The 21,430-nt window shown below is 68.9% G+C and carries 19 protein-coding genes and 1 pseudogene; 7 read left to right on the forward strand and 13 right to left on the reverse strand.

Annotated elements, in window-relative coordinates:
* Positions 1-14: 14 nt before the first annotated feature.
* The 4 genes from WJ35_RS25200 to WJ35_RS25215 all read right to left on the reverse strand — a co-directional run bounded on the left by WJ35_RS25200 (position 15) and on the right by WJ35_RS25215 (position 4,595).
* Positions 15-686, reverse strand: coding sequence for a MarC family protein (locus WJ35_RS25200; RefSeq protein WP_045565051.1), 672 nt, complete (start codon positions 684-686; stop codon positions 15-17).
* Between the two features lie 123 nt (positions 687-809).
* Positions 810-1,610: an enoyl-CoA hydratase-related protein gene (locus WJ35_RS25205; protein ID WP_060236488.1), complete on the reverse strand. Its 801-nt coding sequence runs from the start codon at positions 1,608-1,610 to the stop codon at positions 810-812.
* Positions 1,611-1,660: 50 nt separating this feature from the next.
* Positions 1,661-2,983, reverse strand: coding sequence for a phenylacetate--CoA ligase PaaK (paaK, locus tag WJ35_RS25210; RefSeq protein WP_060236487.1), 1,323 nt, complete (start codon positions 2,981-2,983; stop codon positions 1,661-1,663).
* A 55-nt stretch (positions 2,984-3,038) separates the two neighbouring features.
* Positions 3,039-4,595: a 3-hydroxyacyl-CoA dehydrogenase gene (locus tag WJ35_RS25215; RefSeq protein WP_060236485.1), complete on the reverse strand. Its 1,557-nt coding sequence runs from the start codon at positions 4,593-4,595 to the stop codon at positions 3,039-3,041.
* Positions 4,596-5,127: 532 nt separating this feature from the next.
* On the opposite strand from WJ35_RS25215, the gene WJ35_RS25220 reads away from it, so the two are divergent.
* Positions 5,128-6,216, forward strand: coding sequence for a calcium:proton antiporter (locus WJ35_RS25220; protein ID WP_060236481.1), 1,089 nt, complete (start codon positions 5,128-5,130; stop codon positions 6,214-6,216).
* Positions 6,217-6,295: 79 nt separating this feature from the next.
* On the opposite strand, the gene WJ35_RS25225 is transcribed toward WJ35_RS25220, so the two are convergent.
* Entirely contained in the window at positions 6,296-7,201 is a 906-nt protein-coding gene (locus WJ35_RS25225) for a LysR substrate-binding domain-containing protein (protein ID WP_069240267.1), read from the reverse strand.
* Between the two features lie 68 nt (positions 7,202-7,269).
* Positions 7,270-8,238 (reverse strand): LysR family transcriptional regulator, encoded by a 969-nt coding sequence (locus WJ35_RS25230; protein ID WP_010089562.1) that lies wholly within the window; start codon positions 8,236-8,238, stop codon positions 7,270-7,272.
* 372 nt (positions 8,239-8,610) lie between these two features.
* On the opposite strand from WJ35_RS25230, the pseudogene WJ35_RS25235 reads away from it, so the two are divergent.
* The 4 genes and pseudogenes from WJ35_RS25235 to WJ35_RS25250 all read left to right on the forward strand — a co-directional run bounded on the left by WJ35_RS25235 (position 8,611) and on the right by WJ35_RS25250 (position 12,861).
* Positions 8,611-9,800: pseudogene (locus WJ35_RS25235) on the forward strand (HPP family protein).
* A 110-nt stretch (positions 9,801-9,910) separates the two neighbouring features.
* Positions 9,911-10,324: a MarR family winged helix-turn-helix transcriptional regulator gene (locus WJ35_RS25240; RefSeq protein ID WP_059590279.1), complete on the forward strand. Its 414-nt coding sequence runs from the start codon at positions 9,911-9,913 to the stop codon at positions 10,322-10,324.
* Between the two features lie 17 nt (positions 10,325-10,341).
* Positions 10,342-12,129 (forward strand): chloride channel protein, encoded by a 1,788-nt coding sequence (locus tag WJ35_RS25245; RefSeq protein ID WP_069240268.1) that lies wholly within the window; start codon positions 10,342-10,344, stop codon positions 12,127-12,129.
* A gap of 399 nt (positions 12,130-12,528) precedes the next feature.
* Positions 12,529-12,861 (forward strand): hypothetical protein, encoded by a 333-nt coding sequence (locus WJ35_RS25250; RefSeq protein WP_069240269.1) that lies wholly within the window; start codon positions 12,529-12,531, stop codon positions 12,859-12,861.
* A gap of 121 nt (positions 12,862-12,982) precedes the next feature.
* Here WJ35_RS25250 and WJ35_RS25255 read toward each other — a convergent pair whose 3' ends face one another.
* Positions 12,983-13,303 carry a pyrimidine/purine nucleoside phosphorylase gene (locus tag WJ35_RS25255; RefSeq protein WP_010089719.1) on the reverse strand — a complete coding sequence of 107 codons (321 nt, stop codon included), beginning with the start codon at positions 13,301-13,303 and terminating at the stop codon, positions 12,983-12,985.
* A 163-nt stretch (positions 13,304-13,466) separates the two neighbouring features.
* On the reverse strand, positions 13,467-14,369 hold the full coding sequence (locus tag WJ35_RS25260; protein WP_069240270.1) for a LysR substrate-binding domain-containing protein: 903 nt from the start codon (positions 14,367-14,369) through the stop codon (positions 13,467-13,469).
* A gap of 180 nt (positions 14,370-14,549) precedes the next feature.
* Here WJ35_RS25260 and WJ35_RS25265 point away from each other — a divergent pair, with 180 nt between their 5' ends.
* Positions 14,550-14,783: a hypothetical protein gene (locus WJ35_RS25265; RefSeq protein WP_011882355.1), complete on the forward strand. Its 234-nt coding sequence runs from the start codon at positions 14,550-14,552 to the stop codon at positions 14,781-14,783.
* A gap of 43 nt (positions 14,784-14,826) precedes the next feature.
* A complete protein-coding gene (locus WJ35_RS25270; protein WP_069240271.1) occupies positions 14,827-16,140 on the forward strand; it encodes an MFS transporter in 1,314 nt (437 codons plus the stop codon).
* An 85-nt stretch (positions 16,141-16,225) separates the two neighbouring features.
* Here WJ35_RS25270 and WJ35_RS25275 read toward each other — a convergent pair whose 3' ends face one another.
* The 5 genes from WJ35_RS25275 to WJ35_RS25295 form a co-directional block, all read right to left on the reverse strand.
* On the reverse strand, positions 16,226-17,302 hold the full coding sequence (locus WJ35_RS25275) for a porin (RefSeq protein WP_088502970.1): 1,077 nt from the start codon (positions 17,300-17,302) through the stop codon (positions 16,226-16,228).
* A gap of 83 nt (positions 17,303-17,385) precedes the next feature.
* The gene (locus tag WJ35_RS25280) at positions 17,386-17,805 is read right to left on the reverse strand and encodes a DoxX family protein (protein ID WP_029226203.1); all 420 of its coding nucleotides are present in this window, start codon (positions 17,803-17,805) and stop codon (positions 17,386-17,388) included.
* A 179-nt stretch (positions 17,806-17,984) separates the two neighbouring features.
* Positions 17,985-19,262 (reverse strand): c-type cytochrome, encoded by a 1,278-nt coding sequence (locus tag WJ35_RS25285; protein ID WP_060236459.1) that lies wholly within the window; start codon positions 19,260-19,262, stop codon positions 17,985-17,987.
* A 2-nt stretch (positions 19,263-19,264) separates the two neighbouring features.
* Positions 19,265-20,878, reverse strand: coding sequence for a GMC family oxidoreductase (locus tag WJ35_RS25290; protein ID WP_060236456.1), 1,614 nt, complete (start codon positions 20,876-20,878; stop codon positions 19,265-19,267).
* Positions 20,878-21,381, reverse strand: a complete 504-nt coding sequence (locus tag WJ35_RS25295) for a sugar dehydrogenase complex small subunit (protein WP_060236454.1) — start codon at positions 21,379-21,381, stop codon at positions 20,878-20,880. Before WJ35_RS25295 ends, WJ35_RS25290 begins: the two co-directional genes overlap by 1 nt.
* Positions 21,382-21,430: the final 49 nt, after the last annotated feature.

Genomic DNA, 21,430 nt, shown 5'->3' on the forward strand with positions numbered 1-21,430 from the left:
CACGACGAAGCGGCTTACTTGACCTGGTCGGCGATCGGCCGCAGGAACTCGGAGAACCCGGTCAGCATGATCTGCACGCCGATGCACAGCAGCAGGAATGCCGACACGCGCATCGCGACCTTGGTGCCTTCGGTGCCGAGGTAGCGCGCGAGGAACGCGGAGCGGCTGTAGGTCTGCCAGATCACCAGCGCGACGAGCGCGGACACCGCGATCGACACGAGGCTCGACAGCGCGAACTCCGACAGCTTGTGCGTCCGGTTCGCGTTGAGCGCGATCGCGGTGGCGATCGAGCCGGGGCCGGTGGTCAGCGGCACGGTGAGCGGGAAGAACGCGCGCTTCATCACGGTGGACACGTCGATCGGCTTGACCGGCGTATCGCCGCCACCCGGCACGTCGGGCTCGTTCAGCATGCGCCACCCCGCCACCGCCACCGCGAAGCCGCCGCCGATGCGCAGCGCTTCCATCGAGATTCCGAAGAAATGCAGCACCGGCGTGCCGGCGAAGAACGCGACGAGCAGCACGATGAACGAATTGAACGCGACCTTCTTCGCGAGCATGTCGCGCTCCTGCTCGGTCAGCGACTCGGTGCGTTCGAGAAACAGGAAGGCGATGCCGATCGGGTTGATGATGCCCATCAGGCCGGTGAAGCCGAACAGGATCTCGGAGATAAGACGGTTGACGATCATCGGACGGGGAATCGGTCAGGTCGGATCCGGCGGCGCGCCGGGGGTCACGCATTGTAGAGCAACCGTCCCCGATTGCGGCGCGGCGGATGAGCGTCTGCGGGCCGCCGCGCCGAACGTCCGCGCTTACGCGCCGCCCGCCTCCCAGGCCGGCGCCCGCTTCGCGAAGAACGCGGCGAAGCCTTCCTTCGCCTCGTCCGTCGCGCGCACGCGCGAGATCGTCTGCGCGGTGAACGCCGCGCGTGCGTCCGACGGCGGATACTCGCCGATCGCATCGAAGAAGCGCTTGATCTCCATCAGCGCGTGCGGGCCGTTGCGGCTCAGCTCCGCGAGCGTCCTGGCGAGCGCATCGTCGAGCCCGTCGGCCGGCACGGCCTGATGGATCAGGCCGATCGCGACCGCCTCGCCCGCGCTCAACTGCGTCGCGGTCAGCGCGAGCCGGCGCGCCTGACGCTGGCCGACCGCCTCGACGAGATACGGGCCGATCACGGCCGGCAGGATGCCGAAGCGCGCCTCGCTGACCGCGAAGCGCGCGTGGTCGCTCGCGATCACGATGTCGCACGCGGCGCACAGGCCGACGCCGCCGCCGAACGCGTGCCCCTGCACGCGCGCGACGGTCGGTTTCGGGCACTGCCGGATCGCGCGCATCATCGCCGCGAAGCGCTCCGCGTCGCGCAGGTTCGCCGCCGCATCGTTCGCGCTCGCGCGCTGCATCCACTGCAGGTCGGCGCCCGCGCAGAACGCGCGGCCGTCCGAGCGCAGCACGATCGCGCGCACGTCGTCGCGCGCGCCGAGCGCGGTGAATACATCCGTCAGCTCGGCGATCATCGTCTCGTCGAACGCGTTGAGCACGTCGCCGCGCGCGAGCGCGACGGTCGCGATGCCGCGCGCATCGACGCTGACGGCCAGGGTCTTCAATCCATCCATCGAACAGGTTTCCTCGGGTAGTCGCTCAGGTAATCGGTCAGTCAATGGGGTCACGCGGCATGCCGCCGGTCGATCACGCGCCTGGCCTTGCCGGTCGCGGTCGCCGGAATGCCGCCCGCCGGCAGCACCGTGACGCCCGCGGACACGCCGACCATCGTCTTGATCCGGTGCTGCAGCTCGCGCGCGATCGCGGCGCGCTCGCCGTCCGGCACGCCGGCGCCCGCTTCCGAACGCAGCTCGACCGAGAGATCGAGCCGGTCCATGTGGCCGTCGCGCGAGATCGTCAGCTGGTACTGGCCGGACAGCTTCGCTTGCGCGACGACCAGCTCCTCGATCTGGCTCGGGAACACGTTCACGCCGCGGATGATCATCATGTCGTCCGAACGGCCGGTGATCTTCGCGAGGCGGCGCATCGTGCGCGCGGTCGGCGGCAGCAGCGCGGTCAGGTCGCGGGTGCGGTAGCGGATCACCGGCATCGCTTCCTTCGTCAGCGACGTGAACACGAGTTCGCCCTCGCTGCCGTCCGGCAGCACCTCGCCCGTCACCGGGTCGATGATCTCGGGATAGAAATGGTCTTCCCAGACCACCGGGCCGTCCTTGGTCTCGATGCATTCGCACGCGACGCCCGGGCCCATCACTTCGGACAGCCCATAGATGTCGAGCGCGTCGATGCCGGCTCGCGCCTGCACTTCCTCGCGCAGCGCCTGCGTCCACGGCTCCGCGCCGAAGATGCCGATCTTCAGCGGCGACTCGGCCGGGTCCATGCCCTGCCGCACCATCTCGTCGATCAGGTTCAGCATGTACGACGGCGTGACGAGGATGATCCTCGGCTCGAAATCGCGGATCAGCTGCACCTGCTTCTCGGTCTGCCCGCCCGACATCGGCACGACCATGCAGCCGAGCCGCTCCGCGCCGTAATGAATGCCGAGGCCGCCCGTGAACAGCCCGTAGCCGAACGCGTTGTGCAGCGTGTCGCCGGGACGCCCGCCCGCCGCGCGGATCGAGCGCGCGATCACGTTCGCCCAGGTGTCGATGTCGCGCGCGGTGTAGCCGACCACGGTCGGCTTGCCGGTCGTGCCGCTCGATGCGTGCACGCGCACCACCTGCTGGCGCGGCACCGCGAACAGCCCGAACGGGTAGTTGTCGCGGAAGTCGGCTTTCGTCGTGAACGGAAATTTCGCGAGATCGGCGAGCGTCGCCAGGTCGTCCGGATGCACGCCCGCCGCGTCGAACGAGCGGCGGTAGTGCGGGACGTTGTCGTACGCGTGCCGCAGCGACCACTTGAGCCGCTGCAGCTGCAGCGCCTGGAGTTCGTCACGGCTCGCGGTCTCGATCGGGTCGAGCGCGGCCATCGGGTGCGTCGGGGCAGTCATCGGGGAGCTCCTCCAGTGGCGTGATGTCGTTATCGTGATCGGGGGAAAGCGGCGGTCAGGACCGGAACGCGCGGCCGGCCGCGCGCAGCGCGGCGATGCGCGGCGACACGCGGTAGCGGTCCTCGCCGTAGCTCGCGGCCAGATGCGACAGCACGCGATGCACGCGCGCGATGCCGATCGCGTCAGCCCACGCGAGCGGGCCGCATGGATAATTGACGCCCTTTTCCATCGCGAGATCGAGGTCGGCGGGCGAGCACACGCCCTGGTTCACCGTGTCGGCCGCTTCGTTCGCGAGCATCGCGACGGTGCGCATCACGATCATGCCCGGCACGTCGGCCAGGCCGACCACGCGAAAGCCCGCCTGCTGGAACAGGCCGACCGCGTCCGCATAGGCCGCGTCGCTGCACTGGAGCGCGCGGGTCAGCGCGACGAGCCCGGCCTGCGCGTAGTCGCGTGCGAGGTCGACGAGCACGAGGTCGGCCACGCCCGTCTGCACGGCGCGCTCGGTCGCGGTGTGGCCGTCGGTCAGCGCGATCGACGCGCGGCCGGCCGTCGCGAGCAGGTCGTCGGGATGGGCATCCGCATGCCGCGCGCCGGCCACGCGTTCGGCGACGCGCACGCGCAGCGCATCGGCCGGGCCGTCCTGCGCGAACAGCGTGACGGCCGCGGGCGCGTCGCACGGCGCCTCGACGTCCGGCGCCGGCGGCGTTGCGCCGTCCGCATACGAATAGAAGCCGCGGCCGGACTTGCGGCCGAGGAAGCCCGCGTTGACGAGTTCCTGCTGGATCAGCGACGGCGTGAAGCGCGGATCGTTGAAGTACGCGCGGAACACCGACTCGGTCACCGCGAAGTTCACGTCGTGGCCGATCAGGTCCATCAGCTCGAACGGCCCCATCCGGAATCCGCCCGCTTCGCGCATCACCGCGTCGATCGACGCGGGCGCGCCGCCCTGCTCGTTCAGCACGCGCAGCGCCTCCGCGTAGTACGGCCGCGCGACGCGGTTGACGATGAAGCCCGGCGTCGACTTCGCCAGCACCGGCCGCTTGCCCCACGCGGCGGCGGTGTCGTACAGCACCTGCGCAACCTCGGGCGCGGTCGCGAGCCCGCTGACCACCTCGACGAGCGCCATCAGCGGCGCGGGATTGAAGAAATGCAGGCCGGCGACCCGCTGCGGCGCGCGCAGGCCGGCCGCGATCGCCGTGATCGAGATCGACGACGTGTTGGTCGCGAGCAGGCACGCGTCGTCGACATGGCGCTCGAGCGTCGCGAAGATCTCGCGCTTCACGTCGAGCCGCTCGGCCGCCGCCTCGACGACCAGCGCGGCGGGCGCGAAGTCGGCCAGCGCGCGCACCGCGCTCACGCGGTTCGCCGCGGCTTGCGCCTGCGCCGGGTCGAGCCGGCCCTTCTCCGCGAGACGCGCGAACTGCGTGCGAATCCCGGCGAGCGCCTTGTCGCAGGCCGCTTCGTTCAGGTCGTACAGCAGTACCGGATGGCCGGCCGCCGCCGCGACCTGCGCGATGCCCGCGCCCATCGCGCCCGCGCCGATCACGCCGACGACCGCCGCCGGCGCCAGCGCGCCCGGGTTCACCGATTGTGCAGAGAAAACAGCCATCGCTTGCGATCCATCAAGAAGTGGGAATGCCGGCGATTATAAACCGACCGGTCGGTAGATTTATGTCAGGGCGAGCCCGGATTCGTTGGGCAATGCCGCTTTACGGAAACTGCAGGAAAGGAATCATGCGGCAACGGGACGCTTTATCGAACGAAAATTCACTAAATCTCTGGAAAATCGCGCAGTAGACCTTCAACGTGTGATAAAATCCGACAAATTGCAGCATCCCTGGGGAACCGCGCGCAGCCGCCTCTCGTCGCCGTGGCGGCGTTCGGGTCGGTCGTCGGCCGGTCTGCCTGTCGGCCCGCGCATCCCGTCATCGGTACCCGGTCGCATCAACCCGCTTCATCCAGCGACGGGCTTCGGCCCGCCCGCACCCCTCGCCGCCCCGCTGCGGCAGACCCGACGCAGCACGGCTTCGTGCTGTCATCCGTCGAGCTTCATCGTCATCGTTCGGCGCATCACCCGGCCGGGCTTCGTCCAACCCGTGACGGCGCGTCGTGCGCCGCCACTCGAATAAGGAAAACCCTCCATGCCGATGTCGTCCAACCCGCTCCCGCGCTGGACCCTCTGGGCCCCGCTTGCCGCCTGGCTGGTGCTCGCGCTGTCGCGCGTCGTGCCGGCCGAAGGTCTCGTCATCGCACTGTTCGCGGCCGCGCTCGCCGGCTCCGTGTTCGCTGCGGTCCACCATGCCGAGGTCGTCGCGCACCGCGTCGGCGAACCGTTCGGCACGCTCGTGCTCGCCGTCGCCGTGACCGTCATCGAAGTCGCGCTGATCGTGTCGGTGATGCTCGGCGCGGGCCCCGAGAAATCCGGCCTCGCGCGCGACACCGTGTTCGCCGCGGTGATGATCATCTGCAACGGCATCGTCGGCCTGTGCCTGCTCGTCGGCGCCTGGCGGCACGGCGAGCAGGACTTCCAGGGGCGCGGTGCGAGCAAGGCGCTCGCGGTGCTCGCGTCGCTGTCGGTGCTGTCGCTCGTGATGCCGAACTACCTGAGCGCCGCGCCGGGCCCGCTGTTCTCGCGGTCGCAGCTCGCGTTCGCGGGCGTGTCGTCGCTGGTGCTGTACGGCGTGTTCGTGTTCGTGCAGACCGTGCGCCACCGCGACTACTTCCTCGCCGACCACGACAGCGCGAACGAATCCGTCCACGCGGCACCGCCGAGCAGCCGCACCGCGCTGGTCAGCCTGCTGTTCCTGTTCGTCAGCCTCGTCGCGGTCGTGCTGCTCGCGAAGCTGCTGTCGCCGGCCGTCGAGCACGCGGTGCTGCAGCTCGGCCTGCCGGAAGCCGCCGTCGGCATCGTGATCGCCGCGCTCGTGCTGCTGCCCGAAGGGCTCGCGGCCGTTACCGCGGCGCGCGCGAATCGCCTGCAGACCAGCATGAACCTCGCGCTCGGCTCGGCGCTCGCGAGCATCGGGCTCACGATTCCGACGGTCGCCGCGGTGTTCATCTGGGTCGGCCAGCCGCTCACGCTCGGCATCGGCGCGATGGAAACCGTGCTGCTGTCGCTGACGCTGCTCGTCAGCACGCTGACGCTCAGCGCCGGACGCACGACCGTGCTGCACGGCGTCGTGCACCTGTCGCTGTTCGCCGCCTATCTGTTCCTGTCGGTCACGCACTGAGCGGCGGGCCGCCCGGCGCAACGGCGGCGCTGCGCCGCGCCCGCAACGCGCGGCGCGCTCGCCGCTTCAGCCCGCCGGGCTAGACACCGTCGGCCGCGCCTTCGGTCAGGAACTGACCGACCATCGCGTTGAAGCGCGGCAACGCGGGGTTGTCGTTGTCCGTACGCCACGCGAGATACAGCTCGGCCGCGACGTCGGCGTTCGCGAGCGGCCGGAACGCGACGCCGCCGACGTGCAGCGCGCGCGCCGACGCCGGCACCAGCGCCGCGCCGAGCCCCGCGCGCACGAGCCCGAGCATCGTGTGCGTCTGCCCGACGTAGTGCAGATAGTTCGGCAGCCGCCCGGCGCTCGCGAACATGCCCGAGATCACGTCGTGGAAGTACTTGCCCTCGTTCGGCGAATACGCGATGAACGGCTGCCGGTCGAGATCGTCGGGGCCGATCCGTTCCCGCGCGGCGAGCGCCGAGCCTTCCGCGACCGCGACCAGCAGCGGCTCGCGCAGCGCCAGCCGGTATTCGAGCGGCTGCCGGGCCGCGCGCTGCCGCACGAAGCCCGCGTCGAGCATCCGCGACACGAGCGCGTCGATCTGCACCGTCGACACCATCTCGCGCAACTCGACGTCGACGTCCGGCAGCGCATGCGCGGCGTGCGCGAGCAGCATCGGGATCATCCGGTACGCGCTGACCGCGGTGAACCCGAGCGTGATGCGCCCCGCGTCGCCGCGCGCGACGCGCTGCGCGGCCTGCTCCGCCCGCGCGGAAAACTCGAGGATGTGCCGCGCATCGCGCAGGAAGCGCTCGCCGGCGGCGGTCAGGCTCACCTGCCGGCTGCTGCGCTCGAGCAGCGCGATGCCGAGCGCATGCTCGAGCAACTGGATCTGCCGGCTGAGCGGCGGCTGCGTCATGAAGAGCCGCTTCGCCGCGCGGCCGAAATGCAGTTCCTCGGCGACCGCGACGAAGCAGCGAAGCTGGTGCAATTCAATCATTCAGATGCCGGATCGATCGATTGACTTGTGATGCGCGGGCATCGCCGCCCCCGCCGACAGCGTCACGCTCACGCGCGCTTGAGGCCGTCCGGCGCGTGCTCGACGGTCAGCCGGTCCAGCTCGCGCAGGTCTTCTTCCAGCGCGGGCGTGAGCGTCGTGCGCAGGTGTTCGAGGAAAGTGCGGATCTTCGCGTCGAGATAGCGGCGCGTCGCGTACACCGCGTAGACGCTCAGCGTCTGCAGCCGGTATTCCGGCAGCACGCGGATCAGCCGCCCCTCGCGGATATCGTCGAGCACCGTATACAACGCGACGCATGCGATCCCGCGCCCGGCGCGCACGGCGACGCACAGCGCGTCCGGCACGTTGACCTGGAACGGCGCGGGCGGCAGCTCGAACACCTGCTCGTCGCCGTCCTTGTGCTCGAGCCGCCATTCGCTGGCCGGCGACGCCGGCGTGTCGAGCCGCAGGCAGGTGTGCTTCGGCAGGTCTTCCGGCGTCTGCGGCGTGCCGTGCCGCGCGAGGTATTCGCGCGACGCGACGAGCACGCTGCAGCTCGTGCCGCAGGTTTGCGCGACATAGCCCGAATCCGGCAGCTGCGACGCGGTGACGATCGACACGTCGTAGCCCTCCTCGACCAGGTTCGGCATCCGCTGCGCGAGCGTCAGCTCGACCGACACGTCCGGGTTGTCCTCCTGGTAGCGGACGATCGACGACACGACGTGGCTCTGCCCGAGCCCCGTCATCGCGTGGATGCGCATCTTGCCGGTCGGCCGCAACAGCGCGTTGCGCGCCTCCGCGTTCGCATAGTCGATTTCCGCGAGGATCGATTTCGCCCGCTCGAAATAGCGCTGGCCGCTCTCGGTGAGGCCGAGGTGACGCGTCGTGCGATGCAGGAGGCGCGTTTGCACGTGCGCCTCGAGGTTCGAGACGGCGCGCGACACCTGCGCGGTGGTCGCGTCGATCTCCTTCGCGACCGCGGTGAAACTGCCGGCTTCGACGACGCGCACGAACAGGCGCATGTTTTCGAGCATGTCCATTGAATTGGCTTGGGGAAAGTAGATAGATGGGAAGGCGTCGGCCGCGCTCGCGTCAGGTGGGGAACGGAACACGGCCGGGAACCACGACGACGCGATTCCCCATGCCGGAGAAGAGGCGGGAGAGCGGGCATCGCATGCGTGGTCAGGACGTTCGGGGGAAATCGGTGCGCGGAATTGTACGCCGCTGCGGACGAACGTGCGCTGCTGCGCCCGAAGTTTTCATCCGGCGAAAGCTTCCCGAAAGCCTCGCCGGCCGCGCGCACGCAACACCGTGATGGGGCGCCGCAATTTATATCACAACGCGATATAATGCCGCACCCCCGTACCCCGACACGCGCGCATCGTCCGCTTCTTTCTTCCCAGGCAGGTTCCATGTCGTCCGGCCCCTCCACGTCCCGTCGCACGCTGCAGCAATGGCTGCACAGCTTCACCCCTCTTCCGATGACCCTCGGCTGGCGCGAGCGCCTGCGCTCGTGCGCCGGTGCGCTGGTCGGCATCGCGACGGTCGGCTTCACGATGAAGGTCGTGCCCGGCGTGCCGGGGCTCGTGCCGCTGCTGGTCGCGCCGATGGGCGCGTCGGCGGTGCTGCTGTTCGCGGTGCCCGCGAGCCCGCTCGCGCAGCCGTGGTCGATCATCGGCGGCAACCTGGTCGCGGCGACGGTCGGCGTCGCGTGCGCGCAGTGGATCGCCGATCCGGTCACGGCCGCCGCGGTGGCGGTCGCGTGCGCGATCGGCGGAATGTTCGCGCTGCGCTGCGTGCATCCGCCGTCGGGCGCGGTCGCGCTGACGGCCGTGCTCGGCGGGCCGGCGATCCACCGGCTCGGCTTCGGCTTCGTGCTCGAGCCGATCGCGCTGCAATCGGCGATCCTGCTGTCGGCGGCGCTCGTCTACCACGCGCTGACGGGCCACCGCTATCCGCACGGCGGCGTGCGGCCCGACGCGAAGCCGCAGGCGGGCGGCGTGTGCCGGCGCGCGCACGCGGTGGCCGCGGTGGCTTTACGCGCGAGGATCTCGACGCGGTGCTCAAGCGCCGCGGCGAATGGCTCGACGTCGATCCGAACGACCTCGAGGCGCTGCTGCGCGAAACCGAACTTCAAGCCTACGCGCGCACGTTCGGCCAGCTCACCTGCGCCGACCTGATGACGAAGGACGCGATCAGCATCGCGCCGTCGACGTCGGTGACGGCCGCGCTCACGCTGCTCGACCGCCATCGCGTGAAGGCGCTGCCCGTCGTCGATGCGGACCGCCGGCTGGTCGGCATCGTCACCCGCGCCGACCTGACGCGCTACCTGCGCCGCCCGACGGCGCTGTGGCAGCGCCTGTCCGCGCGCCTGCCGGAATCGTTCGGCGGCCAGCTGGCGAGCGTCGACACGGTGATGAGCCGCGACGTCGCGTCGGTGCCGCAATCGCTGCCGCTCACGGCGCTCGTGCCGCTGTTCACGCACTCGGGCCACCACCACATTCCGGTCGTCGACGCATCGCACCGGCTCGTCGGCATCATTACCCAGACCGACCTCGTCACGGGCCTGTACCGGCAGACGCAGATGCTGGAAGCCGCATGACCTGACGCCGCCGCGCGGCGCGTTCCGCGCTGGCGCCGCCGGTGCAATTCGCGCATTTGTATCATGTTGTGATGTATATTCACACGACTGTTTTTCCCTTCTCCATCACGATGACCGACACCCGACGCGCGCTGCACAAGTCCGACTTCGAGCAGCTCTCCGAATTCCGCTACCAGATGCGCCGCTTCGAGCGCTTCTCCGAGCGCGCCGCGCAAAGCGAAGGCGTGACGCCGCTGCAATACCTGCTGCTGCTGCACATCAAGGGCTATCCGCAGCGCGAATGGGCGACCATCGGCGAGCTCGCGGAACGCCTGCAGGCGCAGCATCACGGCGTCGTCGCGCTCGTGTCGCGCTGCGAAGCGCTCGGGCTCGTGAAGCGCAAGCCGAGCGACACCGACCGCCGCCAGGTCGAGGTCCATCTCGAAGCCGCCGGCGAAACCCTGCTCGCGCGCCTCGCGGCGATGCACCGCGCCGAGCTGAAATCGCTCAAGGGCGCATTCCAGGTTCCCCAACTCGATTACTGACTTCAGCGTCCGACACGATGAACGCCCCGCACAAACGCGATTTCGCGACCAACGACCGCCTGCCCCGGATAGCGCTGCTTGCCGCCGTGATCGGCGTGCTCAGCACGCTCGCGGCGTTCGTGCTGCTGAGCCTGATCCACTTGTTCACGAACCTGTTCTTCTTCCAGCGGTTCTCGTTCGCCGACCATTCGCCGTCCGGCAACACGCTCGGCGCATGGGTGATCGCGGTGCCGGTGATCGGCGGGCTGATCGTCGGGATGATGGCGCGCTTCGGCTCGGAAAAGATCCGCGGCCACGGCATCCCCGAGGCGATCGAGGCGATCCTGTTCGGCAAGAGCCGCATGTCGCCGAAGGTCGCGGTGCTCAAGCCGCTGTCGTCCGGCGTCGTGATCGGCAGCGGCGGCCCGTTCGGCGCCGAGGGGCCGATCATCATGACGGGCGGCGCGCTCGGCTCGCTGATCGCACAGTGCGTGAAGGTCACCGCCGCGGAGCGCAAGACGCTGCTCGTCGCGGGCGCGGCGGCCGGCATGACCGCCGTGTTCGGCACGCCGGTCGCCGCGGTGCTGCTCGCGGTCGAGCTGCTGCTGTTCGAATGGCGCCCGCGCAGCTTCCTGCCGGTCGCGCTCGCGTGCGCGGTCGCCGGCTTCGCGCGCGCGGTGTTGTTCGGCGTCGAGCCGCTGTTTCCGCTGACGACCGCCGCGCCGTCGCCGGTCGCACTGCTGTCGTGCGTGGTCGCGGGCCTGCTGTCCGGGATGCTCGCATGCGGGCTGTCGGCCGCGCTCTACCGCATCGAGGACGCGTTCGCGAAGCTGCCCGTGCACTGGATGTGGTGGCCCGCGCTCGGCGCGATCGTGATCGGCATCGGCGGCTGGCTGCAGCCGCGCGCGCTCGGCGTCGGCTACGACGTGATCGGCGACCTGCTGCATCAGCACATCGCGCTGCAGATCGCGCTCGCGCTGCTGGTCGTCAAGGCGGTGATGTGGGTGATCGCGCTCGGCTCCGGCACGTCGGGCGGCGTGCTCGCGCCGCTGCTGATGCTCGGCGCGGGGCTCGGCGCCGTGCTCGCGCCGGTGCTGCCGGGCGGCGCCCCGGCGCTGTGGCCGCTCGTCTGCATGGCCGCGACGCTCGGCGCCACGCTCGGCGCGCCGCTGACGGCGATCGTGTTCGCGTTCGGCCTCACGCACGACACCAACGCGCTGCTGCCGCTGCTCGCGGCGACGCTCGTCGCGCACGGCTTCGCGACCATCGTGATGAAGCGTTCGATCATGACCGAGAAGATCGCGCGCCGCGGCTATCACATCTATCGCGAATACGGCGTCGATCCGCTCGAGCGGCACGACGTCGCCGAAGTGATGACGCGCGCCGATGCGATCGTCGCGATCGATGCCGCGACGACGCTCGCGGAGGTCGACGCAACGTTCTTCGGCGCGCGGCAGACGCACCGCGCGTATCCGGTCGTGCAGGACGGCCGCCTGCTCGGCGTCGTCGATCGTGCAACGCTCGACGCGCATCGCGCGCAAGCCGGCCCCGGCGCCACGCTCGCCAGCGTATTCGCCGAGCGTGCGCCGGCGGTCGCGCTGGCGCATGAAACGTGCCGCCTCGTCGCGACGCGTCTCGCGGTGCACGGCCTCGAGCGGCTGCCGGTCGTCGACGACGCGCAATCGCTGCGCATGACCGGCCTCGTGTCGCGCAGCGACCTGATCAAGCCGGCGCTCCAGCACTTCGACGACGAACACAAGCGCGAGCGCTTCCGTCCCGTCGTACCGGTCAACCTGCGCAACGCCCGCGCACGCAACGCCGGCTGAGCGCCGCGGCGTGCGCACTGCCCCGCCGTCCCGCGCCCCGAACATCGTCGCGTTTAAACTTCGTTAACAATTCGTCAGACGAAATTTTGTCATCATGATGCTCATGCGACGGGGCCACCATTCAGCCATTCCACTCGTCATTCAATAAAGACGCGGCGCGACTTGCAGGCACATGCAGCGCGCCGCCGTATCACACCACCACACCCTCGGGGCAGCGAGCGGACCACGCAGCGCATCGTTGCGCATGCAGCGACACCGCGAACGTGCGGATTGCAGTTTGGCAAGCGCCTTAACATCTTGTTGCGCAATCGCCGGAACCGCATATGTCGGACGCAATCTCACAAGCACGCAGTTCTGCTGCGCATCCCACTCAATGAATCACGACCCGAGGGAGATAACGTGAAATACTTACCGCTCATCGCACTGACTATCGCAATTTCCGCGCACGCGGCCGATCCGTCGCCTGCCGTGCAAAACGTGGGACAAAGCCAGAAACCTGCTCAGGAAGTCTCGGCTTGCATCGCGAAGACCTGGGCAGACAAATCCCAGCAACAGGTCGTCTCGCAGTACGTGCTCGCGAATGGCCTCGCGACCGACGTGTACGCGCCGGGCCAGCAACCGCCGAACGGCGCGGCCGCGCTGGTGCGCCCGGCGCGGCAACCGGGCGCCAAGACGTGGGTCGGCATGCGCGGCGACGCGGCATCGGCCGGCGACATCAACGCCTGCCTGTAACGGCGAGTCGGACGGCCTTGCGCCGTCCCGATGCGACAAGCCCCGCTTCTGCGGGGCTTGTCATTTTTGCGCGCCGGCCGCGCGCACCCGGGCATCGTGGCCGGCGCGCCTGCATTCGCGCTTACAGGTAGCTGCAGACGTAGTCGAGCGTTTCGAGCACTTCGATGTCGAAACGGCTCTTGCCCGGCACCGAGAACGACTCGCCCGCGCCGTAGGTCTGCCATGCGTCGCTGCCGTCGAGCTTCACGCGGCACTTGCCGGCCTGCACTTCCATCAATTCGGGCGCGTCCGTGCCGAAGTTGAGCGCGCACGGCAGGATCACGCCGAGCGTCTTGCGCGTGCCGTCCGGAAACAGCACGGTATGCGATACGCACTTGCCGTCGAAGTAGACATTGGCACGCTTGACGACCGACACGTTGTCGAATTGGGTTGCACTGGTCATGTGACGCCTCTGGTTGCTGGATGCCGGTTGGCGTGTTGTCGAAAGCCGGCCGGGGCGGCAGGCCGGCCGCTATGATACCGGCTCGCAGGCGGCGGTCGATCGGCCGCCGTACCGGATCATCCGGATTTCCCTCCAGTCCGTCGTGCGCGACGTGCCATGCGGTTCATCGCAGCCCCTTGCGACGCGCCGAATCGCGCAGGCAATCGAGCAGCATCGATGCGGCCGGCGTGAGCGGGCTGTCGCGGCGCGTCACCACCTGCACCGACACGGCAGGCAGCCGGTCGCGGATCGGCAGCACCACGAGCCGGTCGCGCGCCCAGTCCGCGTCGAGCAGTTGCTCCGGCATCGACGCGAGCAGGTCGGAGCCCGTCATCAGGCTGTGCGCGAGCCCGAAGCTCGGGCACTCGACGATGCGCGACGGCACCGGCAAGCCGTGCGCGACGAAGCAGTTGAACAGCGCCTGCGTCGAGCTTTCCGGCGACGGGTTCATCAGCCAGTCGGCGTCGACGAGTTCGGCGAGCGACGTCGCCGACGCGAGCGGATGCCCGTTGCGCGCGACGATCAGCGAGCGGCTCGCATACAGCTCCGCGTGATCGAACTCCGCCGCCAGCAGCTCGGGCACGACCACCGCCACCGCGAAATCGAGCGAGCCGTCGTGCAGCCGCGGCAGCGCGACGCCCGGGAAACCTTCGATGAAGCTCACGCGCGCGACCGGAAAACGCCGCCGGAACGCGCGGAACGCGTCGAGCAGGATCGTCACCGCCGCGGCCGGCGTGATGGCCGCCGCCACCGAGCCCGTCGTCGCGCCCTGCGCCTGCTCGATGTCGTCGCGCGCCCGCTGCATCTCGGCGACGATCAGCCGCGCGCGCACCTGGAGCTGCTGGCCGAAGCCGGTCAGCTGCACGCCGCGCGCGGTGCGCACGACGAGCGACACGCCGAGCGCATGCTCCAGCTCCTTGACCGCCTTGGTCAGCGCGGCCGGCGACACGTTGAGGCGGCGCGCCGCCGCGCGGATGCTGCCCTCGTCCGCGACGGTGACGAACGCTTTGAGTTGATGGTATTTCATGGGGACACGCGTGAATCGGGGAAGCCCGCGCCCCGCGACGCAGGCCGGCTCGGGGTATTCCCTGGCGGCAACCTGGGGTGAGCACCGAAGCAATTTATCAGCTTCTGGTAGGCGACAGAAATTTATATGCTTGCTCGTCATATGCGTATCGAGCATCCCACCGCGCCGCCAGGAGAGTCCATGCTGCAAGCCGTGAACCCCGTCATTCCCGGCATCGCCGCGATCGCCGCCGAGCCGGTCGACGCGCGTCGCCGCATCCACGCTCACCCGCACCCCGCATTCGAGAAGACGCTCGCGAGCGCTGCATTCGGCGGCTGCATGGCGCACGACCGCGGCCATGATTTCTATGACGATATCGTCGCGATCGCCACGAGCGAGCGGGTGCGCGCGGCCGAACGCCGGCTCGCGGCCTGACGGCCCTTCATCACGCAAGTCTGCGCCTCAGCAGGGGAACCACATGGAAACGTCCGCTCTTTCTCTCGCCGGCGCGCCGGCCGACGCGCGCGCCGCCGCGCAACAGCGCCGCCTGATCGCCGCCGCCGCGATCGGCAACGCGCTCGAGTTCTACGACTTCACCGTCTACAGCTTCTTCGCGGTCCTGATCGGCAAGCTGTTCTTTCCGGTGCATTCGTCGTTCGGCCAGCTGATGCTCGCGGTGGCGAGCTTCGGCGTCGGCTTCGTCACGCGTCCGCTCGGCGGCCTCGTGATCGGCATGTACGCGGATCGCGTCGGCCGCAAGAAGGCGATGATCGCGACGCTGCTGCTGATGGCGCTCGGCACCGCGACGATCGCGGTCGCGCCGACCTACGCGCAGGTCGGCATCGCGGCGCCCTTGCTGCTCGTGGCCGCGCGCCTGCTGCAGGGTTTCGCGTCGGGCGGCGAGGTCGGCGCGTCGACGACGCTGCTGCTCGAACAGGCGCCGCAGCACCGCCGCGGGTTCTACGCGTCGTTCCAGTTCTCGAGCCAGGGCCTCGCCGCGCTCGCCGGCGCGCTGACCGGCGTCGCGCTGACGTCGATGCTCTCCGTCGCGCAGCTCGAAAGCTGGGGCTGGCGCGTGCCGTTCGTCATCGGCACGCTGTTCGTGCCGCTCGGCTACTGGCTGCGCCGCACCGTCGAGGAAGTGCCGGCCGCGGCGAGCGCGCCGCGGGAGAAGGTCGCGTCGCTGCCGCTCGCGGACGTGCTGCGCCATCACGGCAAGGCCGTGTTCGCGGGGCTCGGCGTGACGATCGGCGGCACGTCGATCCACTACATCATCGTGTTCTACATGGCGATCTACGGCGTGCAGGTGCTGCATCTGCCGAGCTGGCTGTCGATGACGGCCGGCTGCGTCGCGGGCGCGATCCTGATGGTCGTCACGCCGCTCGGCGGCTACCTGTCGGACGTCTACGGGCGCAACCGGATCGTCTGGTGGACCCGCATCGCGCTGATGCTCGCGATCTATCCGGCGTTCGTCGCGCTGAACCGCTGGCCGGGCGCCGCGTCGCTGCTGTCGATCATCGCGGCGCTGTCCGTCGTGCATGCGATCAATATCGGCGCGACCGGCGCGATGCTCGGCGAACTGTTCCCGCGCGCGGTGCGGGCGACCGGCGGCGCGCTCGTGTACAGCGTCGGCGTCGCGATCTTCGGCGGCTTCGCGCAGTTCTTCGTGACGTGGCTGATCGCGGCGACCGGCGATCCGAACGCGCCCGCGTGGTATGCGATCGGCTGCGGCGTGCTGACGCTGCTCGCGCTGCGGTGCATGGACGAAAAGGCCGGCAAATCCCTCGATTGAGCGGCGCGTGACGCGCCTGCTGTGAACGACCGCGGCAACGCACGGCCCATCATCGTCCGTGCATTGCCCGCGGCTCGCGCGACGTTCAGAACGTATGCATCATCCCGACATACGCGCCCGTCTGCGACTCGCCCGCCATCGGGCTCGTGTTCGGCGTCGCGTCGCGCGGCGTCGCCAGCAGCGAGAAGTTCGAATTGCCGCCGTTGCGCACATACGCAACGGTGCCGTACAGGAACGTGCGCTTCGACAGGTTGTACGTCGTGCCGAGCACGTACATCATCGCGTGGCCCGACGGATCGTGCGACGCATCGCTATTGCCGTCGCCGACCTTCACGTAGTAGCCGCCGCCCGTCACCGCCCATTGCGGGTTCGCGGTCCAGGTCGCGCCGAGCCAGTAGTGATCGGCGCGATCGGGGACGCCCGCGGGGCTGTCCGGCGCCTGGTAATGCGTATACGCGCCCTGGATCTTGAACTGCGACACCTTCACGTTCGCGCCGACGAAATATTCGCGCGAGCTCGAGAAGATGTTGCTGAACTTGCCGTTGCTGTCGCGCAGCTCGTCATACATCCCGCGCACGTCGAGCAACGGCGAGTGGTACGAGATCATGATCCCGTCCGAGCGGCCGAAATCGCCGGGCGCACCGTAGTTGAAGCCGCGCGACTGGTTGCCGAACGCGTACTGCGCCTGCACGTCGAAACCGCCGATCACCGGGCTGTGGTATTCGATGTTGTTGCTGGTCTGCTGCCAGTTGCGGCCGCGCACGAGCGACGCCGATGAAAACGCCTGCTGGACGAACGGATCGAATTCCCACACGCCGTCGCTGTCGATGAACAGGTTGCGGCCGGCCTGCAGCTGGCCCCACGTATTGCTCTTCAGGCCGACGTACGCGCGCCGCGACCACATCCGCCCGCCGCCCGTCGTGCCGTTCATCACCTGGAACGCGGTCTCCAGGTTGAAGACCGTCGACAGCCCGCCGCCGAGATCCTCGACGCCCTTCAGGCCGAACATGCTGGTGCCCCAGTCGCCGCCCTCGGCGCTGAAGCGCGACTTGCTGCCGGTCGGCGTCGCGATATGGTTCAGGTATTCGACGCCGCCGTCGACGCGGCCGTACAGCGTCACGCTCGTCTGCGCGCTCGCGGCCGCGGGCATGGCCGCCGCCATCAGCAATGCGATTTGTTTGAATTGCAAGGTATTGCCCCCTCGGAGTCTCGACCGCACGACGCGCGCCCCATGCGCGCGCCCGGTCAGCCGCGATCGATCGAAAAACGCCCGGGGCCGGCCGCGCAAAGCGCGAGCAAGCCGCCGGTGATCGCGATGTTCTTGTAGAAATGAATCATGTTGCTCATCTGCTCGCCGCCCGTCATCGTCCAGTAGTGATGGCCGATGAGCGCGGTGCCGACCGTATAGAGCGCCAGCAGCAGCGCGAGCGGGCGCGTGTAGAAGCCGACGAGCAGCGCGATGCCGACGAGCAGCTCCATCACGACGGCGATCGCCGCCGAGATGATCGGCGCCGGGGCGCCGACTTTGCCCATGTACGCGATCGTGCCGGAGAAATGCGCGAGCTTCGGCCAGCCGAACAGGATGAACAGGATAACGATCAGGATGCGGGCAAGCAACAGCAGCACGTCGCGCTGGGACGCGAGAAAGGATTGTCTCGGTGTCATGGTGTCGCTCAACGAATGCGATGCGCGGCGGCCGCGCATCGGCGTGTCAATGAACCAGGACGGGCGGCGACGCGCGCCGCCCGCCCCGCTCTGTCTGCAACCACCTTGCCTCGGGCCGCCGCCCGATGCGCTGCGCGCCCTCCTCTCGAGATAGTGCTGGTGCGGCCGTCGCGCACCGCTCAGCGCAGCTTCGCGACGTCCTGCTCGGTCACCTTCGCGGCCGGATTGCCGAACTGCCCGGTCAGGTAGTTCGCGAGCGCGGCGATCTGCGCATCCGACAGCTCGTGGCGGAACGCGGGCATCCCGACGTCCTCGCTGCCGGCCTTGCGCTGCACGCCGTTCAGGATCACCTGCACGAGGTTGGACGGATTCGGCGCGCCCACCGTCGAGTTGTGGAACAGCGACGGATAGTAGCCGTCCGGCGTGCCCTTGCCCTGCATCTGGTGGCAGCTCGCGCAGTTGCCGAGATACAGGCGCGCCGGGTCGATGCCCGACGACGCGAGCGCGACGCCGCGCAGGCGCAGGCCGTCCTCGGCGGGCTTGCCCCACGCGGAACGCGGCTGCTTGGCGCTGCTGTCGGCCACCGCCGGCACGGTGCGGATGTACGTCGCGATCGCGCCGATGTCCGCATCGGTCATCTTCGAGAAGCTGTGCTCGACCGCCTCGGCCATCGGGCCGGCCGCCTGCGCGACGCCCGGCACGCTGCCGGTGCGCAGGTACTGGACGAGCTGCGCCTGCGTCCAGCCGCCGATCCCCGCGTTCTGGTCCGACGTGATGTTGTAGCCGTCCCAGCCCGCCAGCACCGAGCCCGACAGAAAGCTGCCGCCCGTCTCGTCGAGCGACTTCTCCTGCATCGCGATGCCGCGCGGCGTGTGGCACGTGCTGCAGTGCGCGAGGCCCTGCACGAGATACGCGCCGCGGTTCCATTCGACGCTTTGCGACGGCTTCGGCTGGTACGCGCCGTCCTTCAGGAACAGCCAGTTCCAGATCTTCAGCGGCCAGCGCATGCTGAGCAGCGCGGGGATCTCGTTCTTCGGCGGCGCCTGCTTGACGGGTTCCACACCGTGCATGAAGTATGCGTACAGCGCCTTCACGTCGTCGTCGCTGACCTTCGCGTACGACACGTACGGCATCGCCGGATACAGGTTGTCGCCGTTCTTCGACACGCCGTGGCGCACCGCGCGCTCGAAGTCGTCGTAGGTCCAGTTGCCGATGCCGGTGTCCGCGTCGGGCGTGATGTTGCTCGTGTAGATCTTGCCGAGCAGCGGCACCGGCATCCCGAGGCCGCCCGCGAACGGCTTGCCGCCCTTCGTGGTGTGGCAGGCCATGCAGTCGCCCGCGACCGCGAGGTATTCGCCGCGCTTGACGAGCGCCGCGTCGGCCGGCTCGGCCGCGCGGGCCAGGCCGGACAACGCGAGGCAGCCGGCCAGGAGGAAGGAGAGAGGTTGTTTCAGCACGGTCAGACTTCCTTCTTCAGCTGGTCGGACATCCGCAGCGCGAGCGCCGCGATCGTCAGCGTCACGTTCACCGTGCCGACGGTCGGCATCGTTGCGCTGCTCGAAATGAACAGGTTCGGATGGTCGAACGTGCGGCAGTCCTTGTCGACGACCGAGTCGCGCGCATCCGCGCCCATGATCGTCGCGCCGGTGATGTGGTTGTTCGGCGCGAACTCGTCGTTGAACACGACGTCCGTGCCGCCCAGCACCTTCGCGGCGGTCGCGTAGACCTCGCGCGTATGCACGGCGCCGCGCTTCACGTAGTCGTCGATCGCATAGGTGATCTCGGGGCGCGGGATGCCGATCGCGTCGGTGGCCGTCTTGCTCGGCACGATGCGGTTCTCCGGCTGCGGCAGGATCTCGTGGAAGCAGTCGAACTGCACGTAGCGCGCGGAGCGGTCGCGGATCTGCGCATCGAGTTCGTCGTGCTTCAGCAGCTTGCCGGCCTTGAAGATTTTCTGCGTTTCCTGGTCGACCCGCGAAATGTTCGACAGGTGGATCTTCTTCCCCGCCTCGGTCGCGCGGAACGGGCCGTCGCGGAAGCCGATCAGCGACGTCATTTCCTGCGGGCCGCGGCCCGGCCACAGCTTCTCGCTCGCATAGAACGACACGCCCGTGCCCGGGTGGTCCATCAGGTTGCGGCCGACCATGTCGGAGCTGTTCGCGATGCCGTTCGGGAAATCGCGGTTCGCGGACATCAGCAGGATCTTCGGCGTCTCGATGCCGTTCGCCGCGATCACGAAGTACTTGCCTTCGACGCGGTGGTCGGCGCCCGTCTTGTCCTTGTAGATCGCCGCCGTGATGCGCTTGTTCGGGCCGGTTTCCAGCTTGTGGACGACCGCGTTCTCGATCAGCTTCGCGCCGGCCTGCTCGGCCTTCTCGACGTGCACGATGCCGTTGTACATCGCGCCGATCGGGCAGATCGGCATGCAGTTGTTGTTGCCGCAACAGGTCGGCCGGCCGTCGTACGGGCGGCTGTTGCGCGCGACCGGCTCGGTCACCACGTGGAACTTCGGATCGTGGTTGTTGAGCGCGGCCTTGATCGTCTGCTCGTTGTACGACAGCGGCAGCGGCGGCATCGGATACGGCGCCTTGCGCGGCGAGTACAGGTCTTCCTCGGGGCCCGGGCCCCACACGCCGAGCTCTTCCTCGGCGCGCTGGTAGTAGTGCTCGAGATCGTCGTACTGGATCGGCCAGTCGCGGCCGACGCCGTACACGGTCTTCATCTTGAAGTCGTTCGGGATGAAGCGCCACGCGGACGCGGCCCAGTGCCACGTCGTGCCGCCCACCGCGCGGATGTACTGCGAGTTGAACTTGTGCTCGCCCTTCAGGATCAGGTAGTCGTTCGGCGGGCCGTATTCCGGATGCGGCGCCCACGGGCTCGACGGGTACGGCGCCATGAAGTCCATCTTGTCCGCCTGGTTGCGGAAGCGCTCGACGATTTCCCAGCGCGGCATGCGCGGGCCGGCTTCCAGCAGGATCACCGACTTGCCCGCCATCGCGAGCTGGTGCGCGACGATCGCGCCCGCGACGCCCGACCCGACGACGACGACGTCGGCTTGTTGTGTATCGGCCATCAGGCTTGCCTCTCGATCGGTTTGTCGGCCCAGAAGCCGGGTTTGTTGGGGCAATACGAGCGGATCACGAGCGTATCCGACACAACGCCGAACATTAGCGCTTCTTCGTAAGTAATCACGACGTTGTCGACGATGCCGAGATACCACGCTTCAAGAATCGCGAGCGCGAGCTTCTCCTGATCGGGGCTCAGCGTGCCCGCGGACAGCGCGCCGGCGAGTTGCGGCAGGCTGTCGGCCGTCTTGAACGAGCCCTTCTGCAACGCCTGCAGCAGGCGCTCGCCGATCACGCGATTCAGGCCTTTCTTGCCGGTCAGCGATTCGGACAGCGTCATGAAGGTGTCGAGCGGCGCGGCGGCCGGGTTGTCGGCCAGCGCCTTCAGCGCGAGCGAGCCGGCAAGGCCCGCGGCAGTCAGCGCGAGCGCGCCCTGCAGCCATTGGCGCCGCGTAAGGCCGGCGGCGGCGTCGCCTGCGCGACGCGAGTGGGGGGTGTTGTCGTTGTGCATGCTTCCTTCTCTCTGACGCCAGACTCGGGAAAACCAGTCTTGATATTTC

Origin of the sequence: Burkholderia ubonensis, from assembly GCF_001718695.1 — a bacterium.
In the GTDB taxonomy this organism is placed as follows: Bacteria; Pseudomonadota; Gammaproteobacteria; order Burkholderiales; family Burkholderiaceae; genus Burkholderia; species Burkholderia ubonensis_B.

Coding starts and splice junctions, on each gene's coding strand:
- WJ35_RS25295 (WP_060236454.1), bottom strand. CDS start 21,381: ATGCACAACGACAACACCCCCCACTCGCGTCGCGCAGGCGACGCCGCC.
- WJ35_RS25200 (WP_045565051.1), bottom strand. CDS start 686: ATGATCGTCAACCGTCTTATCTCCGAGATCCTGTTCGGCTTCACCGGC.
- WJ35_RS25225 (WP_069240267.1), bottom strand. CDS start 7,201: ATGATTGAATTGCACCAGCTTCGCTGCTTCGTCGCGGTCGCCGAGGAA.
- WJ35_RS25240 (WP_059590279.1), top strand. CDS start 9,911: ATGACCGACACCCGACGCGCGCTGCACAAGTCCGACTTCGAGCAGCTC.
- WJ35_RS25205 (WP_060236488.1), bottom strand. CDS start 1,610: ATGGATGGATTGAAGACCCTGGCCGTCAGCGTCGATGCGCGCGGCATC.
- WJ35_RS25230 (WP_010089562.1), bottom strand. CDS start 8,238: ATGGACATGCTCGAAAACATGCGCCTGTTCGTGCGCGTCGTCGAAGCC.
- WJ35_RS25290 (WP_060236456.1), bottom strand. CDS start 20,878: ATGGCCGATACACAACAAGCCGACGTCGTCGTCGTCGGGTCGGGCGTC.
- WJ35_RS25260 (WP_069240270.1), bottom strand. CDS start 14,369: ATGAAATACCATCAACTCAAAGCGTTCGTCACCGTCGCGGACGAGGGC.
- paaK (WP_060236487.1), bottom strand. CDS start 2,983: ATGACTGCCCCGACGCACCCGATGGCCGCGCTCGACCCGATCGAGACC.
- WJ35_RS25255 (WP_010089719.1), bottom strand. CDS start 13,303: ATGACCAGTGCAACCCAATTCGACAACGTGTCGGTCGTCAAGCGTGCC.
- WJ35_RS25220 (WP_060236481.1), top strand. CDS start 5,128: ATGCCGATGTCGTCCAACCCGCTCCCGCGCTGGACCCTCTGGGCCCCG.
- WJ35_RS25275 (WP_088502970.1), bottom strand. CDS start 17,302: ATGGCGGCGGCCATGCCCGCGGCCGCGAGCGCGCAGACGAGCGTGACG.
- WJ35_RS25265 (WP_011882355.1), top strand. CDS start 14,550: ATGCTGCAAGCCGTGAACCCCGTCATTCCCGGCATCGCCGCGATCGCC.
- WJ35_RS25245 (WP_069240268.1), top strand. CDS start 10,342: ATGAACGCCCCGCACAAACGCGATTTCGCGACCAACGACCGCCTGCCC.
- WJ35_RS25280 (WP_029226203.1), bottom strand. CDS start 17,805: ATGACACCGAGACAATCCTTTCTCGCGTCCCAGCGCGACGTGCTGCTG.
- WJ35_RS25270 (WP_069240271.1), top strand. CDS start 14,827: ATGGAAACGTCCGCTCTTTCTCTCGCCGGCGCGCCGGCCGACGCGCGC.
- WJ35_RS25215 (WP_060236485.1), bottom strand. CDS start 4,595: ATGGCTGTTTTCTCTGCACAATCGGTGAACCCGGGCGCGCTGGCGCCG.